Annotated in this window: 17 protein-coding genes; 4 read left to right on the forward strand and 13 right to left on the reverse strand. The window is 35.2% G+C overall.

The window, feature by feature from the left end:
• Positions 1–44 precede the first annotated feature (44 nt).
• Complete coding sequence (locus tag MHI40_RS19150) at positions 45–1,235, forward strand: M14 family metallopeptidase (protein WP_340764246.1); 1,191 nt, start codon at positions 45–47, stop codon at positions 1,233–1,235.
• Positions 1,236–1,428: 193 nt separating this feature from the next.
• On the opposite strand, the gene MHI40_RS19155 is transcribed toward MHI40_RS19150, so the two are convergent.
• Positions 1,429–2,115: a hypothetical protein gene (locus tag MHI40_RS19155; RefSeq protein WP_340764248.1), complete on the reverse strand. Its 687-nt coding sequence runs from the start codon at positions 2,113–2,115 to the stop codon at positions 1,429–1,431.
• 287 nt (positions 2,116–2,402) lie between these two features.
• Here MHI40_RS19155 and MHI40_RS19160 point away from each other — a divergent pair, with 287 nt between their 5' ends.
• Positions 2,403–2,936: an ECF transporter S component gene (locus MHI40_RS19160; RefSeq protein WP_093537974.1), complete on the forward strand. Its 534-nt coding sequence runs from the start codon at positions 2,403–2,405 to the stop codon at positions 2,934–2,936.
• A gap of 119 nt (positions 2,937–3,055) precedes the next feature.
• Here the strand turns inward: MHI40_RS19160 and MHI40_RS19165 are convergent, their stop codons facing one another.
• The 8 genes from MHI40_RS19165 to MHI40_RS19200 all read right to left on the reverse strand — a co-directional run bounded on the left by MHI40_RS19165 (position 3,056) and on the right by MHI40_RS19200 (position 11,029).
• Complete coding sequence (locus MHI40_RS19165) at positions 3,056–3,280, reverse strand: DUF1540 domain-containing protein (protein ID WP_093537975.1); 225 nt, start codon at positions 3,278–3,280, stop codon at positions 3,056–3,058.
• A gap of 169 nt (positions 3,281–3,449) precedes the next feature.
• Positions 3,450–4,958, reverse strand: a complete 1,509-nt coding sequence (locus MHI40_RS19170) for a malate:quinone oxidoreductase (protein WP_093537976.1) — start codon at positions 4,956–4,958, stop codon at positions 3,450–3,452.
• Between the two features lie 369 nt (positions 4,959–5,327).
• On the reverse strand, positions 5,328–6,152 hold the full coding sequence (locus MHI40_RS19175; RefSeq protein ID WP_340764251.1) for a MetQ/NlpA family ABC transporter substrate-binding protein: 825 nt from the start codon (positions 6,150–6,152) through the stop codon (positions 5,328–5,330).
• A 25-nt stretch (positions 6,153–6,177) separates the two neighbouring features.
• Positions 6,178–6,840: a methionine ABC transporter permease gene (locus MHI40_RS19180; RefSeq protein ID WP_340764605.1), complete on the reverse strand. Its 663-nt coding sequence runs from the start codon at positions 6,838–6,840 to the stop codon at positions 6,178–6,180.
• Positions 6,833–7,582 carry a methionine ABC transporter ATP-binding protein gene (locus MHI40_RS19185; RefSeq protein WP_340764253.1) on the reverse strand — a complete coding sequence of 250 codons (750 nt, stop codon included), beginning with the start codon at positions 7,580–7,582 and terminating at the stop codon, positions 6,833–6,835. Before MHI40_RS19185 ends, MHI40_RS19180 begins: the two co-directional genes overlap by 8 nt.
• A gap of 210 nt (positions 7,583–7,792) precedes the next feature.
• On the reverse strand, positions 7,793–8,698 hold the full coding sequence (locus MHI40_RS19190; protein ID WP_245762733.1) for an ABC transporter ATP-binding protein: 906 nt from the start codon (positions 8,696–8,698) through the stop codon (positions 7,793–7,795).
• A gap of 18 nt (positions 8,699–8,716) precedes the next feature.
• A complete protein-coding gene (locus MHI40_RS19195) occupies positions 8,717–9,907 on the reverse strand; it encodes an ABC transporter permease (protein WP_340764257.1) in 1,191 nt (396 codons plus the stop codon).
• A 12-nt stretch (positions 9,908–9,919) separates the two neighbouring features.
• Positions 9,920–11,029, reverse strand: coding sequence for an ABC transporter (locus MHI40_RS19200; RefSeq protein WP_340764258.1), 1,110 nt, complete (start codon positions 11,027–11,029; stop codon positions 9,920–9,922).
• Between the two features lie 240 nt (positions 11,030–11,269).
• Between MHI40_RS19200 and MHI40_RS19205 the strand changes: the two genes are divergently transcribed.
• Positions 11,270–12,166 carry an EamA family transporter gene (locus tag MHI40_RS19205; RefSeq protein ID WP_340764260.1) on the forward strand — a complete coding sequence of 299 codons (897 nt, stop codon included), beginning with the start codon at positions 11,270–11,272 and terminating at the stop codon, positions 12,164–12,166.
• Positions 12,167–12,300: 134 nt separating this feature from the next.
• Positions 12,301–12,846 carry a glutathione peroxidase gene (locus MHI40_RS19210; RefSeq protein ID WP_340764262.1) on the forward strand — a complete coding sequence of 182 codons (546 nt, stop codon included), beginning with the start codon at positions 12,301–12,303 and terminating at the stop codon, positions 12,844–12,846.
• Between the two features lie 116 nt (positions 12,847–12,962).
• Here the strand turns inward: MHI40_RS19210 and rlmH are convergent, their stop codons facing one another.
• The 4 genes from rlmH to MHI40_RS19230 all read right to left on the reverse strand — a co-directional run bounded on the left by rlmH (position 12,963) and on the right by MHI40_RS19230 (position 16,020).
• The gene (gene rlmH, locus MHI40_RS19215) at positions 12,963–13,442 is read right to left on the reverse strand and encodes a 23S rRNA (pseudouridine(1915)-N(3))-methyltransferase RlmH (protein ID WP_340764264.1); all 480 of its coding nucleotides are present in this window, start codon (positions 13,440–13,442) and stop codon (positions 12,963–12,965) included.
• Positions 13,443–13,529: 87 nt separating this feature from the next.
• Positions 13,530–13,697 carry a CxxH/CxxC protein gene (locus MHI40_RS19220; RefSeq protein WP_340764266.1) on the reverse strand — a complete coding sequence of 56 codons (168 nt, stop codon included), beginning with the start codon at positions 13,695–13,697 and terminating at the stop codon, positions 13,530–13,532.
• Between the two features lie 166 nt (positions 13,698–13,863).
• Positions 13,864–15,096, reverse strand: a complete 1,233-nt coding sequence (locus MHI40_RS19225; protein ID WP_419957692.1) for a S1C family serine protease — start codon at positions 15,094–15,096, stop codon at positions 13,864–13,866.
• A gap of 135 nt (positions 15,097–15,231) precedes the next feature.
• On the reverse strand, positions 15,232–16,020 hold the full coding sequence (locus MHI40_RS19230; protein ID WP_093537989.1) for an MBL fold metallo-hydrolase: 789 nt from the start codon (positions 16,018–16,020) through the stop codon (positions 15,232–15,234).
• Between the last annotated feature and the right edge of the window lie 12 nt (positions 16,021–16,032).

The following is a 16,032-nucleotide window of genomic DNA, read 5'->3' on the forward strand; positions in this document are numbered from 1 at the left end:
TTCATATACTTTTATGATTGGTTTTTTTAAAAAGGAGGAACGACATGGACGTATACGTTAGATCCGGGGACTCGCTTTGGTATTATAGTCAATTATTCAAGGTTCCTTTTCGGCTTATTATTGACTCTAATCGGAATATCGACCCACAAACACTATCAATAGGTGCGCGTATTCAAATCCCAGGATATGTTACTACTTCTTACCAAATTAAATCGGGGGATTCACTGTGGTCTATTGCTAGTAGCAGAAATCTTCCACTGGATACACTTTTTCTTGTTAATCCTACACTTAATCCAGCGTTTTTAAGAATCGGACAGACAATTAACATTCCCATTAGAGTGACATGGAGAATAGTGAATGGAAAACAGAATTATGATTATAGCACATTGATGAATGATATGAGACAACTACAAACTGTTTACCCGTTTTTAAGGATATCTTCTATCGGTAATTCAGTGGAGGGGCGGGAAATACCTGAAGTATTAATAGGAGATGGAGAAAAAAGAGTTCATTATAATGCTTCCTTCCATGCAAATGAATGGATTACAACTCCCATCATATTAACCTTTTTAAACGATTACGCATTGTCTCTTACTAACCAAACTCCTATTCGAGGGCTCAATACGCTTCCACTATACTCACAAGCCTCTCTGTCTATAGTTCCCATGGTTAATCCGGATGGTGTGGATCTTGTACTAAATGGTCTACCAGAGGAAAGTCCATGGAGAGATAGAGTAATTGAGTGGAATAATGGCAGCTCTGATTTTTCAGGATGGAAAGCAAATATTCGAGGAGTCGATCTGAATGATCAATTTCCTGCTGAATGGGAATTAGAACGTGCCCGTAATCCTCAGGTACCAGGTCCCAGAGATTACGGAGGGGAAAGCCCCTTGTCTGAACCCGAAGCAATTGCAATGGCAGATTTGACTAGGAATAGTGATTTTGCAAGAGTACTTGCATTTCATACACAAGGAGAAGTTATCTATTGGGGATTTGAAAACCTCGAGCCACCCGAGTCTGAAGCAATGGTCACAGAATTTAGTAGAGTCAGTGGCTACGAGGCTGTGCAAACGATTGATAGCTATGCAGGCTATAAAGACTGGTTTATCCAGGATTGGCGCAGACCAGGATTTACGGTTGAGCTTGGCACAGGTATAAATCCACTACCCCTCTCCCAATTTGATGAAATCTATGAAGAGGCATTAGGTATTTTCTTAGCAGGTCTGTATGTATAAAATTTTAAATAGAATTGCATATATATTATCAGTCAGTCATCGTGATTATCATATCTCGACGACTGACTATATAGACTCTAATAGCTGAACACTAAAGATATTAACCAAATAAAGAAAACTATTCCCACAAAACCGAGTTCGAGAAAATGTATTCTTAATACCTTTTCATAACTCTGTGTTGCTTGTCGAACACCTAAAAATCTACGTGGTGGATAATATAGACAAACCCACATAAAAAAATAAGGCCAGCTAAGCTATATACTCCACCCTCTAAAGTCATTACATTCATACCACTTATTTCGGCAAATGTATAACCTAGATCCTTAGCGAATAAATAAGAGAAGATTATTATTATAAATAGGAGCAAGGACAAGCTAAAGAGGTGATTTCTATAATCAAGTAAACTCATAAGCTTTCGGATTTTAGCAGTTTTGGGTTTTAGTTGTTCATCATCTTCCACTTGCATTTCTTCATGATACATTGCATAGAGGAAAGCTACTACAACCATTCCACAGAATAAGATTGGTGATAATAATTGAACGGCTAGCCCAAAATCGAAAACAGCTATAATTACTAAAATAATCAAGAGAACTACCATTGCCCTTTCGCCAAGTTCCTCTCTTTTTTCCCATACTTTGCGAATATACACTCTATTATCTATCTTAGCTTCGCGATCCTTCGGTATTTCTATGCTTAGAGGCTTTTTAAATTTGAAAAAGAAATAGGAAATAACGATCAAACATATCCCTATTAACAAATAAACAAATACCTCTCTTGGATAAGAAATAGACGAATCATATGACTCTACAATCCAAAGTCCATCCAATACTATACAGAATAGACCAACTACCAAAATATATGGAGCAATTTTACGAGCCATCTCTCCACCCCCTATATACAAGTTTGGATGATTAAATTGTATCATGTCCTATAACAATACTAATACGACATATGTATAAAAAATAAACGTTAAAGGATATTTGCCTTTGAACGTTTTTTTGTTCGAGATTTAAATCCACTAGTTATATTGAATTTTGCTCTTAAGTTTTCTGTTTCCTTACAAACTGACCACTACAGTTTTCTTTATATTGGTACTTTTAAAAACATCAATTCATTGCTAATGTAAATTAAATCTAAAAAATAATTTGAAAAAGGAAGGATTCAACTATGCAAAAAACAACAAGCTATTCTCATGTACGTACTTTCGATTTAATTATTACATCTATGTTAATTGCACTTGTCTTCGTTGCTACTATTTTGTTAAACATTAAATTACCTATCACAGCTAATGGAGGGTTAGTTCATCTTGGAACGGCAGTACTCTTTATCTCTTCTATTTTATTTGGCCCTAAAAAAGGTGCTATTGCTGGTGCTATTGGTATGGGCTTATTCGATTTAGTAGGTCCTTGGGTTTTATGGGCACCAATTACGTTTTTAGCACGTGGCTTGCAGGGTTATATCGTGGGAAAAGTTGCTTGGTCGAAGGGACGCAACGGAAGTAGTTTAGCACTCAATCTAATTGCAACAATTGTGTCGATTCCTTTTATGCTAGCTGTCTATTATCTTGGAGAAGCAATCATCTTTAAAAGTTGGATCATACCAGCAGCCTCTATTCCTGGAAACATCGTACAAAATGTTGTAGGACTCTGTGTTGCCATTCCAGTTTGTGTAGTACTAAAAAAAATTCCGTATTTCAAATAGCTATATAAAGAGGGACTAAAGATAATATTCTTTAGTCCCTCCATCTCAATGATCAGGTTATTTTCGCCAATATAATCTAAAAACAGGGCTGCTTTTAGCATTAGTATGATTTACTAATACTATTCGCAAGCTACATCTTTAGATTTGAACGTTTTACAGCAAGTATCTGCAGAATGACTAGCTTCTTCAGAAATAGAGCGGTAATCAAATTCAGAAGCGAACTCTGTATTATTGTGGTTTGCATGGTAATCCATATCTATTTCAATTTTTTCGGCACCACAAACATTCCCTTTTGCGTGAAAAATACAATTTGATACAGCGCATTTCACTTCTACATTTGGCATAAATGTCCTCCTCATTGAAATTTATTAAGAAATACAAAATGTATTCCTTATAAAGTATCTTGTCCCATTCTACGATATTAATTTATAAGAATTTTTCTTCTGAAAGTCCTAGAAATCAAAAAAGAATCTTTAATCCATCAATAGACAGATCAAAGATTCTTTGGAAGACTTAATTATGAGCTTTCTCTTTCTTGCTTGGTAGAAGTGTTTCTGCAGTTGAAGCATGAACTTCCTGTAAAAGCTCAGGATTCTCCATTAACGATACGCCATATGATGGAATCATTTCTTTAATTTTTGGTTCCCACTCATCTACATGTTGTGGGAAGCATCTATAAAGTATCTCGATCATGGCATGTACAGCGGTTGAGGCACCTGGAGAGGCACCTAGCAATGCTGCGATAGAGCCATCCTCTGCGGTAACAATCTCTGTACCAAATTGAAGTGTGCCTTTACCGCCAGTCTCTGTGTCTTTTATAACTTGTACACGTTGACCTGCAACTACTGTATCCCAATCTTCAAGTTTAGCATTAGGGATAAACTCACGTAATTCTTCAATACGTTTTTCTTTTGACAACATAACTTGTTGGATTAAGTATTTTGTTAATGATAACTCTTTTGCGCCTGCTGCCAACATAGTTGTTAAGTTATCTGGTTTCACAGAAGTTACTAAATCCATCATGGAGCCAGTCTTTAAAAACTTCGGTGAGAAACCTGCAAATGGTCCGAATAGTAACGATTTTTTATTGTCAATAAATCGAGTATCAAGATGCGGAACAGACATTGGTGGAGCACCAACTTTAGCTTTCCCGTATACTTTTGCATGGTGTTGTTCTACAACCTCTGGTTTGTTACATACTAAGAATAGTCCACTTACTGGGAATCCACCAATATGCTTCCCTTCAGGAATACCGGATTTTTGTAATAAATGAAGACTTCCACCTCCGCCTCCAACGAAGACAAATTTTGCGGTATGGTATTCAATTTTACCTTCAGCGTCATTCTTTACTTTTACTTCCCATTTACCATCACTCGTGCGTTTAAGATTTTCCACACTATGATTATAATTTATATCAACGTTTTGGTTTTTTAGATGGTCAAGCAACATACGTGTTAAAGCTCCAAAGTTAACATCTGTTCCAGAGTCAATTTTTGTAGCTGCAATTGCTTCTGTTGCTGGACGGTCTTGCATAATCAGCGGAATCCATTCTTTCAGTTTTTCTGGATTATCGGAAAATTCCATTCCTTGGAATAAAGGGTTATTTGACATTGCTTCAAAACGTTTCTTTAAAAATGCGACGTTCTCTTCTCCTTGTACCATGCTCATGTGAGGTAACGGCATGATAAAATCTTCCGGATTATTTAGTAGCTTACTGTTTACCAGAAAAGACCAAAACTGCATGGAAAGTTGGAACTGTTCATTAATATTAATAGCTTTAGTAATATTCATAGAGCCATCAGGATTTTCTGAAGTATAGTTTAGCTCGCACAGTGCTGCATGCCCTGTTCCAGCATTATTCCATTCGTTAGAGCTTTCTTCCCCTGCTTTATCGAGTTTCTCAAATACTTTAACTTTCCACTCTGGTTTTAATTGCTTCAATAATGTTCCTAAAGTAGCACTCATAATTCCGGCACCTATTAAGATAACTTCTGTTTCTATTTCAGTTTCTCTCTTGTTCATATAAACCTTCCTTACTCCGTATTTGTTTAAAGGATGTACACTACTTAGGCATAACTTTATGTCAAGTTAAATTACAGAAATACATCTTTTCTATTCTAATATAACCATATCATAAATTACAATTATAAATATTCTATCTTCTACTACGAGTCCATTATAAGCTATTTGTAAGCGATTTTAAAGTCAGCAAAAAATGTGACTACTTCCAGTCAGGTAATGACATACAAAATCGCTGGCTATATCTGCATTCATATAAGAATTAGTATGTTGGCTACTGTCACCAGAGCTAAATGCCCTTCTATAATTTTCTCCTCACAAAAAAAGCTATTCAGAGTGTAAGTCCACTCGAATAGCCCTTTTTAAGTTATATTAGAATGCTGGAATTGCCGTTTCATCATAGTTTTTCTCTAAAAACTCACGTACTTCAGTACTTGTCATAGCTTCCGCTAGTTTTTTAATTGCTTCTGAATCCTTATTATCTTCGCGCGCAACTAAAGTAATAGCAAAGTCGTTGTCGTCTCCTTCTGTAAGAAGTGCATCACTTTTTGGAGTCAAATTCAATGGTGCAGCATATGCTGGTGTCATTACTACTGCATCTGCATCATCGTACATTCTTGCTAGCATCAACAAATCTACTTCCTCAAACTTATAGTTTTTCGGATTTTCCAGGATGTCAGCTTTCGTATAGTAGGAACCTGTTTTTTCTTTTAAAGTGATGACATTATGCTGGGCTAACAATGCTAGTGAACGATCTATATTTGAAACGTCATTTGCTATTGCAATTACAGCTTCTTCCGGTAATTCATCCATCGAATTATACTCTTTAGAATATGTACCATAATTCGCAAAGTATATAGGAATAATTGGCACTAGATTTGCATCGTTATTTCTATTGAATTCCTCCATATAGGGAACGTGTTGGAAGAAGTTCGCATCTACTTCTTCTGCTGCTAGTGCAGTGTTAGGTTGAACATTATCTCCTAAAACAACTATTTCAAGATTAATTGATTGCTCTGCTAACTTCGGTTTAATAAGTTCAAGAATTTCTGTCATTGGAGGGATTAATGACGCTACTTTTAATGTTACTTCTTCATCATTTCCCTGCACTTTTTCTTTATCATTCTTCTCTTTCTCTTGGCTACAACCAGCTAAAATTACCACTAACAATGTTATTAATAAAAGAATTTTTCTCATATGTTCCTCCTGTTATCCCTGTTATCTAACGCTTATCTATTATTCTGGCGATAGTAGTACCAGTAAACTGAATGAGCTGTACTAGTATAATCATAATAATAATCATATAAATCATTAAATCCGTCTTAAATTGTTGATATCCATACCGTATAGCAAAGTCACCAATACCACCGCCTCCTACTACTCCCATAATGGTCGAGTAAGAAATAAAACTAATTATTGATGTAGTTAGTCCAAGAACAAGACCAGATCTAGTCTCTACATAAAGAAATTTAAATACTATTTCTTTAACAGAAGCACCCATTGAAATTGCTGCTTCCATTACACCTTTAGGTACGTCCAATAAAGATTGCTCGACTAGTCTTGAATAATGTGCAATAGCAATGATTGCCAAGGGAACAATTGCAGCTGTTGTGCCGATAGCTGTCCCTATGATTAATCTTGTAAAAGGAATTAAAAAAACAACTAGTAGTAAGAATGGAAAAGATCGAATTATATTTACCAATAAATTTAAAACAGTAAAAACCAATCGATTTTCAATTACTTCTCCCTTGCGACAAAGGAAAAGTAAAGTCCCAACTGGGAGACCTAATAGTATCGCTGCTCCTATAGATGCCCCAACCATTATAAATGTTTCACCAATGGATAACCAAATTTCAGCTTCATATTGAACCAATATATCAGGCATCATCCATCTCACCAGCCTTTGCTAACTGCTCTACAAAATAGCTAGGGCTCTTATCTATATGGTGGATCCCAATTGGTTCAGTTGATACGGTATCATAAATTTCTCCATTTGCCATAACCGTTACTCGATTACATATACTTTTAATTACTTCCATCTCATGGCTGACAATAACAATTGTAACACCTAGAACTTTATTAATGTTTTCTAATACTCCTAGTATTTCAGCACTTATATTTGGATCCAGTGAAGAGGTTGGTTCATCACATAACAAAACTTGTGGATTGTTCGCTAATGCTCTTGCAATTGCAACACGCTGTTTTTGACCACCGCTTAATTGTGCTGGATATTGCTTTATTAAATCTTCTAATCCAACAAATTGAAGACACTCTATTATCCGATCCCTACGTTCCTTCTTTGGATAGTTAGCCAACTCTAACGATACTGCTACATTCTCGTAAACAGTTTTATTTGCCACTAGGTTAAAGTGTTGAAAAATCATTCCGATTGACTTGCGGGCTCGTCGAAGTTCTTTGCTGCTAAGATTTGTTAGCTTTTGACCATTCACTTCTACTTCCCCTTGATCCGGGAGTTCTAACAAATTCACAAGCCTCAACAAGGTGGATTTCCCTGCTCCACTAGCTCCGATAATCCCATGGACCTCGCCCTTATCTATCGTTAGAGATACAGATTTAATGACTTTAAACTGCGAAAAGCTTTTACTGACATTAACTAATTTAATCATAAAAAAAACCCCTTTCTTTTAGTTGAAGGGTGATTACAATGTGGTTAATTATAACGCATTATGGGTGTACTGTCATTAAGCTAATACTATGTGACTAATGGTAGTAAAATACTCCACAATTTTGTCCATAGCCATAATATGCGCAACTCAAACAGAGCAAATCGCAAGGTCCCATTGGGAATCGCAAGTCTGCTCTGTTTCAAGAAGTAATTAGCTTTGCTGGTACTCCAACGAATATAAATCATTCAATGTCAACTTACCAAAGCTAAAATCAGTTAGTCTTTGTGCTATTAAATACTGGGTAATGGCACCTAAAGTTATTGTGTCTTGCTCCTTTACATCAATAAGCGTTTTACCGTTTGGTAATGTCTGCACTGCTAGTTCTGGAAACTGCTCTTTAAAAACTATAAGGAGCTCCTGCGAGAAATTTGATACACGAACCGTTGTTACCTTGTTGTCACTAAAACCAGGTGACACATCGTCTACTAACTTTAGTTCACCATTTTTCATAAAGAATATACGGTCTGCGTATTGCTCTAGGTTCTCCAATAAATGAGAGGCAATAATAATTGTTTTACCTTCTGCTTTTTTTTGTAAAAGTATTTGAGATATTAGCTCTACGTGCGTTGGATCCAATCCATTCATCACTTCATCCATCAGCATCACTTGTGTATTGGAAACAATTTGCATAGCAAAGCATAGACGCTGACGCATTCCTAAAGAATAAGTGCCTGTTTTTTTCTTTACATAAGATTCCATACCAAGTTTTACAATTGTGTCATCTATTAATTTCGGATCGCTATTCCACATTTCCTGATAGATTTTCAGATGATTCTTACCAGAAACGTGATTATATAAATCACTTTGGTCCGGCATCATAGATACATCCTGATGTATCTTCACCTCATTTGCTTTACTTGAATATTGTAGTTCATGATTTAAAATCACCTTTCCTTGATTGGGAGGTAAATAATTCATGATCACATTCATCAATGTCGATTTCCCTGTGCCATTTGGTGCTACTAAACCAATGATTTCCCCTGGTTGAAATTTAATCGATATATCCTTTAATACCTGTTTGTCTCCAAACTGTACACCTATTTTTTTTAGTTCCAACAAGTCTATCACCCTTTCCTAGGCTATTAACTTAAACCTTTTAAATTTACTCACAATCAGCGTCAATATCATCAAAAAGAGTGTACAACCTCCTACTATTGTTAACCCGTATTGATAGGTTAAATCAGGCGACTCATAAACAAAGTTTCTATATCCTGAAATGACTTGTCCTACTTGTACATATGATGTTGGATAACGTTCAATATCTGAATATGCCCCCATTACTCGTTCAAAATATATCCACTCAGCAGCAATTAGGAGAAAGCTGACAAATAAATTAGCAAACTCCGCTTTCACAATTATACTTAGGAACAAACTGATCACTATAAAGAATAAGAACCAAATAGCCATAAACAAGACATTTTTTAATATAAATATAATCATTGGCATATTAGTAAAGGTTTCTTCTATGTAAGAATAGATAGGCACCGGCAGTGAAAAATCACCAAATCCATTTTGTAATCCAATAACTATAAAACCTACGCATAGAGGAATAAATGTTAGAACACTTCCTATAAAAGCAACTATTCCTTTCATCAATAGCTTTTTCCAATCAGCTATGGGAAATCCTTTTAATAAACTAGGGTTACGACGATCTTTCAACACAATATCTACAGATAAAAAGATACAGCTTATAAATAATACGATTGGCAAATAATCATTTAGCATCCGTTGTAAAGTTTGCAGAGCAGTTCTTTCTTCAAACAACTGCATAGACAGCTCCGAGCTTCCCTCTACGTAACCAGTAAACCTGCTAGCTGTATAACCATAACCATAATGTCCATCAGCATGAGCATAATTATTACCATAGGTGTAATAGAGAGGGTTGTAGAAGAAGTCACCACTGTTGACAATTAGTTGGTCTGAATACAGATACCATCCCGCTGTTGCTTCTGCATATTTTAAGTAATCCTTATCACCAATTGCATCAATTCTTGCCTTATCATATTCATTCCACCCCGGGAATATGGCCAGTGCAAATGCAACGGAAGGATGTATATTGTCTTTCCCTTCGACACTTTTGATAAAATCATCTCTCGTCGTGTAACGTGCTTCCATCTCTGCTACATCGACTTTTTCAATAGGTTCGTATGAAGGTGCAATTTTTAATACAAAGTATATAGCTAAAAATAGTAAAATCACGTATACAGCTATGTTTTTCTTATTCGTAAAAAATTGACTCAACTCCCATTTAAAATAGGCCCACATTTTATCCACCTCCTATATTTTCTGTAGCTTACCTGTCGATAAAACCCATTTTATAATTGCCATTAGCAATCCAATGCTAATACACAAATAAAGCAATCCTGCATTGCTATTTAAGGCGACTGGCGTAGCTAAATTCAAAGACTCTCCATTTAAGACACTCGGAAAGTTAACATAGTTAAATGGATTAAACGGTATCAGCTCGATTAGCCCCGGAAACAAAATGGGTAAAACAACAAGGATAACTTGTACAAAAATAGTTAAATAAACATTTTTTAATAGTACATTTAAAATTACAGACAATAAAATCGCAAAAATCGCCAGAACAATCATATAAATAATCGAAACTGCTATGTATTTATAAATAGGATAAATCATTACGTCCCCATTAAAAACGGCTACAGGATAGGATGCCTGACCTAATCCTTTAAAATAGATTAGAGGTAAACTACATATGATGAGCTCAATTATGAAAATAACTACTATACTCATCGAAGTCATACATTTCGCTAACACATACTTACTAAAAGCAATAGGATAACCTTTTATAATAGAAATATGGCGGAAATCTTCTATCATAATATTAGACGAGTAAATACAAATTAGAACAAACCATACTGAGCCTACTACACTAAATAAAAACGCTAAAAATGGATAGAAACTTAGGGAGCCAAAAGACACTTCTAAACTATGTTGTTTTAAATATTTATAATAGGAAGAGTCCATTTCATTCTCTATCTTTGAGGGCAAATTTCCAGCTACCAGATTATAATTTTCCATTTCAAATGCTTGTTTTCGTAATTCTGTAAGCTCTATTGCGGTATCTATAAATAATTCTGGTTGTTCTGTTTTTAAGGCCATCCCTTGTTTCGGATATGTATAATATTGTTTAACGATATTTTTGTATATATCACTACCATCTCCGTACTCACTGGCATCTACAATTTGAAATTTATTCATAGCTACCTTAACTGGTAATGATTCACTTGATTTTTCTTTAATAGGATTACCTAACTCTGTTGAATTCGCATAAACAACCATCCCAATAATACAAAGCGCCACAATCAGACAAGCAAAAATATTTTTCTTATTTGTTTTCTCTATAATAAATAGCGTTTTTAACATACTTCTCACATAATCCACCCCTTTTAACAAAAACAAACAAATAATTTGAATATTAAGTTAATTTTTATTACATATCTCCTATATTAACCATTCTCTATGCACTAGGAAAATACCTTTTTCAGAAAAAATAATCTGTAAAATGACTGTAAGTTTTCTATAATTTGTTCCTCATTTTAGGTATTTATAGAAAATCTCTTTTTTCATGATATGATGATGTATTGGCGCGAAGGAGGTCATATCGTGAAATTAAATAAAGGTGTTATTTATATATTATTAGGTGCATCCTTTTTCGGCTTTACACCTATATTTGCTAAACTTGGATTTAGCTTTGGCTACTCGCTTGGGCAAATCAATATTGTACAAATGGTCATTTCCTTCTTTTTATTATGGTCCCTAACTCTAATCAAACGCGCCAGCTTCAAAGGCCTGAATAAGAAGAATATTGTTCAAATAATGATTACCGGTTGCTTAATCGGTTTAACTAGTATTTTTTATTATGGTTCGATGGAATATTTGCCGGCGTCACTGGCTATTATTTTAATGTTCCAGTTTGTTTGGATAGGCATTATTTTAGAATGGATTTTCAGCAAAATAAAACCTGCACCTATAACTATATTGTCCATCATACTAATCTTAATAGGGGTCTTTTTTGCTTCCAATTTTGTAAATGGCGATATAGGTGGTCTACCATATAAAGGGTTAATCTTTGGAATCCTATCAGCATTCACTTATGCAGGGTTTATATTTTGCAGTGGTAAAGTTGCTGTAAATGTGGACCCATGGACGCGAAGCTCTTTAATGGTGACTGGTTCAACCATTTTAGTGTTCATTGTATTCATGCATGACATTCCTACGGTACTGCCATTGGAGAGTGACTTGTTGTCGATTGCTGTTGGTGTTTCTTTATTCGGAGCAGTGCTACCACCATTATTTTTCGCCGCTGGTGCTCCGTTAGTTTCAGGTGGAGTCGCCAATATATTAACGTCTATTGAATTGCCTATTGCCATTCTCTCAGCGAGTCTTATTTTGTCAGAAGTAGTAACGCCTTTGCAGTGGGTAGGCATCGCTATCATACTAGTAGCTATCGCATTTAATGAACTTGGTAATAACTTTTTCCGAGTTAGGAAGCATCATTAACAAACCAAAATGCTATAATCAATCTCAAAATTTCAGATTGATTATAGCTCTTTTATATTACTCCCCTCAAACAATCTTTTGGACTATTTTCAATTATTCTTATATACTAATATCCTACAAAGGGGAGTTATAAAATGAGCATTTATAATTATAAAGTGAAGAAGCCTAACGGGGATATTCTTTCTATGGAAACTTACAAAGATAAAGTGATGCTAATTTGCAACACTGCTAGTCAATGTGAATTCACCTATCAGTACGAAGATTTACAGAAGTTATATGAAAGACAGTTAAAGGATGGTTTTACAGTACTTTCTTTTCCTTGTGACCAATTTGGCAATCAAAATCCCGAGGATGGCGTGCAAACTGCCGCACAATGTAAGCTACAATTTGGTGTAAGCTATCCAGTTTTTGATAAAATCAATGTCAACGGCGACAACACGCACCCTTTATTTAATTATTTAAAGCATGAAATTGATGCACCGGAAATCGAAAAAAATACGTTTCAACAAAAGATGTTATTTGAAAATATCGAAAAGTATTATCCAGAATTTTTAATTGGTAATAATATTCGTTGGAACTTTACAAAGTTCTTAGTAGATCGTAAAGGAAAAGTTGTTGCTCGTTTTGAGCCAGATGCTTCTATGATTGATATCCAAGATGCTATTCAAGCCTTACTTTAATCAAGCATTATATAAAAAGTCCTTTTACAAGGGGTACCCTTTGTAAAAGGACTTTTTAAAATGCAATACATATTGGGCTTTCTTTAACATAATTAAATACCTAATCTAAATCTAGCCTATTTATGATACGGTTCATTTTTCATAATTCTAAAAGCACGATAAATCTGCTCCACCAACACCAACTTCATCAATTGGTGAGGCAAGGTCATTTTACTAAAGGAAAGTTTTTCATCAGAGCGTTTCATGACATCTTCATGTAATCCTAAAGATCCTCCTATAACAAACGCAATTTTGCTTCTTCCATATGTCATGAGAGATTCTATATCGCCAGCCAACTGCTCCGACGTTTTCATCTTCCCTTCAATTGCAAGAGCAATAACATATGTATCTACTCCTATTTTTGCTAGAATTCGGTCACCTTCTTTTTTCTTTACAATTTCCATATCAGCTTCACTTAGATTTTCAGGCGCTTTTTCATCAGCCACCTCTACTAAATCTATTTTGGCGTATGCCCCTAGTCTCTTCGTATATTCTTCAATTCCCATTTTTAAGTACTTTTCTTTTAATTTACCTACTGATACAATTTGTATATTCACAGGTTATCCACCTTTACATTTCGTTTACAAACAAGTTGTACACAGCACTTATGCACATATCCACAACAGTTATCTACATCTTGTGTTTCAATTTTCATTAGCCACAATATATAATGCAGAGTTTTCACAGTACGAACAAACTGTGGATAACTTTTCCTCTTCTTTTAATTCCTCTAACATAGGAAAAGTTTTTTGTTCTGCCACAAACATGTCTAAAGCGTGGTTTATATGGGTTTCACAACTGAATATTCTCACTTCCATCACTCCTTTTATTGTCCGAATACTTTTAATAGTTATACACAAATCACTCATTGTTATCCACAACCTATTTTACCAAAGAAAAAACGAGTAGGAAAGTCACACTTTTTTTTCCTACTCGTTGTGTACATCTTTTATTTACACTAATAAGTTATCCACATGTTTATAGTTCTGTTGTTTCCTTTAAAAGTAATGTTAACTCTACTAGTTTTCCCTGTCTATAGACTTTTACTTTTAGTTCTTCTCCTGTTTCTTTTTCGTTGTACAGATGTTTGCGGAGTTCAATAGTATTTTCTATTTTTTCACCATCCATTTCTACAATGACATCGTATGATTTCATCCCTGCTGCTGCCGCTGGAGTTCCTTCCACTACTTCATCAACTACAACACCAGTTGTAACTTCAGCTGGTAATTTTAATGTTTCCTTTTGGTGAACCGCCGGTACATTCGTTAAATCAATAAGTGTTATTCCCATAGAAGGGCGATTAACTTTTCCGTTTTGCTCTAAATCTTCTATAATTGGAATGGCTGTATTAACTGGTATTGCAAGACCTATACCTTCTACCGTGGATTCAGAAATCTTCATTGAATTTATTCCGATAAGCTGCCCTGCTAAGTTAATCAGAGCACCACCGCTGTTTCCAGGGTTAATCGCAGCATCCGTTTGTAAAACCTCTGACTGCCAATCCTCTAAACCATCGCCATTTAAATCTACTGGTATTGCACGGTCTTTACCAGATACCACTCCTGTTGTAACCGAGCCATAAAAATCAAGTCCTAGGGGATTACCTATAGCAATAACTGTTTCACCTTGTTTTAATATATCTGAGTCACCAAATTCTATAACTGCTTCTACACCAGTGTCATCTATTGCGAGTACTGCTAAGTCAGACCAAATATCTCCTCCTACAATACTTGCTTCTGCTTTAGATCCATCAGCTAATGTTACTTCTACTGATTTTGCATCTTCAATAACATGATAATTTGTAATAACATAAGCTTTACCATTTTCTTTCTTATAAATTACGCCGGAGCCTGTTCCCGCATCCTGAGTTGCTTCTGATTGGTTCCAGAAATTTGTTACGGACTGAATATTAGTTATCCCAACAACTGCACTTGAAGCTTTTTCTACAGCATCAGTGACATCTGTAGTAACATCTACTGAAAGCTGTTGTGTTTGTTGTGTTGTATCTTTTGACTTTGTTTCACTGTCTGATGGTAGGTTTGTTACTACAGAAGGTATTAAGAACCATACGAGTAAGGCACCAACAAGTACGCCTGCAAGTCCACTAAAGAAATAGCCAGCCATGCCTCGTTTTTTTCCATTCCTTTTCTTGGGTTCTATCGTTGGTTGTTCATTTGGCAATTGTGGTCCATAGGGATTATTTATATCCATCTTTCTCTTCCTCTCTATTTCTAATATGTCTGATACTAACAATGTACCCATTACACATTAAAATAAGATGAAAATTTCTTAAAAAATAAATAAAAGTTCCAAATACTACATCCATAGTATTCGGAACTTCAATTTTTATACAAATACTAGCTCTGTAGGTTTATTGGCATCTGTGTCATGTAGATGCACATACTCTCCTGCAATCACACCACAGGATTGAAGTGTTTGCGTAACACTCATACGAGCTAAGTCTTTCATATTATTATCTTTACTTAAATGTGATAAATAGATATTCGTATTCTTCACATCAATTACTTCACTCATAGCAACTGCAGCATCCTCATTAGAGACATGTCCAACATCACTTAATATTCTTCGTTTAACGGACCAAGGATAACGACCCATCTGCAACATGCTAACATCATGATTACTCTCAAAGACAAAGGAGTCTGCTCCTTTAATAAGCCCTTTCATACGATCGCTCACATATCCTGTATCCGTGATTAAAACAAGTTTTCGATCATTTTCATGAAAAATATAAAACATAGGGTCGGCTGCATCATGAGATACTGCAAAAGATTGTATATCAATAGAGCCAAACTGTTTTACAGTTTCCATATCAAATTGAAATCTTTGGTCTAATGGTACGTTACCGATTAGTGGATCCATAGCAGACCATGTTTTTTCATTTGCAAAAATAGGAATACCATACTTTCTAGCTAAGACCCCTAACCCTTTAATATGATCGCTATGCTCATGGGTGATAAAAATTCCAGAGAGTTTTTTAATATCCCGATCAATTTCTTGAAATAACTGATCCATCTTTTTCCCACTTAGTCCTACGTCTACTAAAAATGAATGTTCCTCATTTTCCACATAAACAGCATTACCACTACTACCACTTGCTAACACACTAAACTTCATCTTTAAAACTCC

The sequence above is a fragment of the Psychrobacillus sp. FSL H8-0510 genome (assembly GCF_038008345.1).
In the GTDB taxonomy this organism is placed as follows: Bacteria; Bacillota; Bacilli; order Bacillales_A; family Planococcaceae; genus Psychrobacillus; species Psychrobacillus psychrotolerans.